Source organism: Pseudomonas sp. S31, assembly GCF_016648105.1.
GTDB lineage: Bacteria > Pseudomonadota > Gammaproteobacteria > Pseudomonadales > Pseudomonadaceae > Aquipseudomonas.
Window position 1 is genome coordinate 1 of sequence record NZ_JACVVE010000093.1, and the last position, 476, is coordinate 476.

The 476-nt window shown below is 63.0% G+C and carries 1 protein-coding gene; it reads right to left on the minus strand.

Going from position 1 to position 476, the window contains the following annotated elements:
- Window positions 1-476: NAD(P)-dependent oxidoreductase (locus IAE37_RS28610; protein WP_201178799.1), on the minus strand; the 476-nt coding region annotated here is incomplete at both ends.

Genomic DNA, 476 nt, shown 5'->3' on the forward strand with positions numbered 1-476 from the left:
TGCCGCCGACGCGGGTGATGTTCTTGCCCATGGCCTGGAACAGCGGCAGGGAGCGTTCGAACACAGATTCGCTGCCGCCGACCATGATGCTCAAGGTCGCGGCCTTGGCACCGACTTCACCGCCCGACACCGGGGCATCCAGGTAAGCGGCGCCGGTGGCGTCGATCTTCTCGGCGAAGGCCTTGGTGGCGGTAGGTGAGATCGAGCTCATGTCGATCACCACCTTGTTCGGGCCGATGCCACCGACCACACCGTTCGCACCGAACAGCACCTCCTCGACTTGTGGGGTGTCGGGGAGCATGACGATGATGAACTCGGCTTCCTGGGCCACTTCCTTGGGGCTGGCCAGGGCGACCGCACCAGCGTCGGTCAATTCAGCAGGAGCAGGTTTGTGGTGACTGGAGACGAACAGGCTGTGACCTGCTTTTTGCAGGTTCTGGGCCATGGGCTTGCCCATGATGCCGGTGCCGATGAAA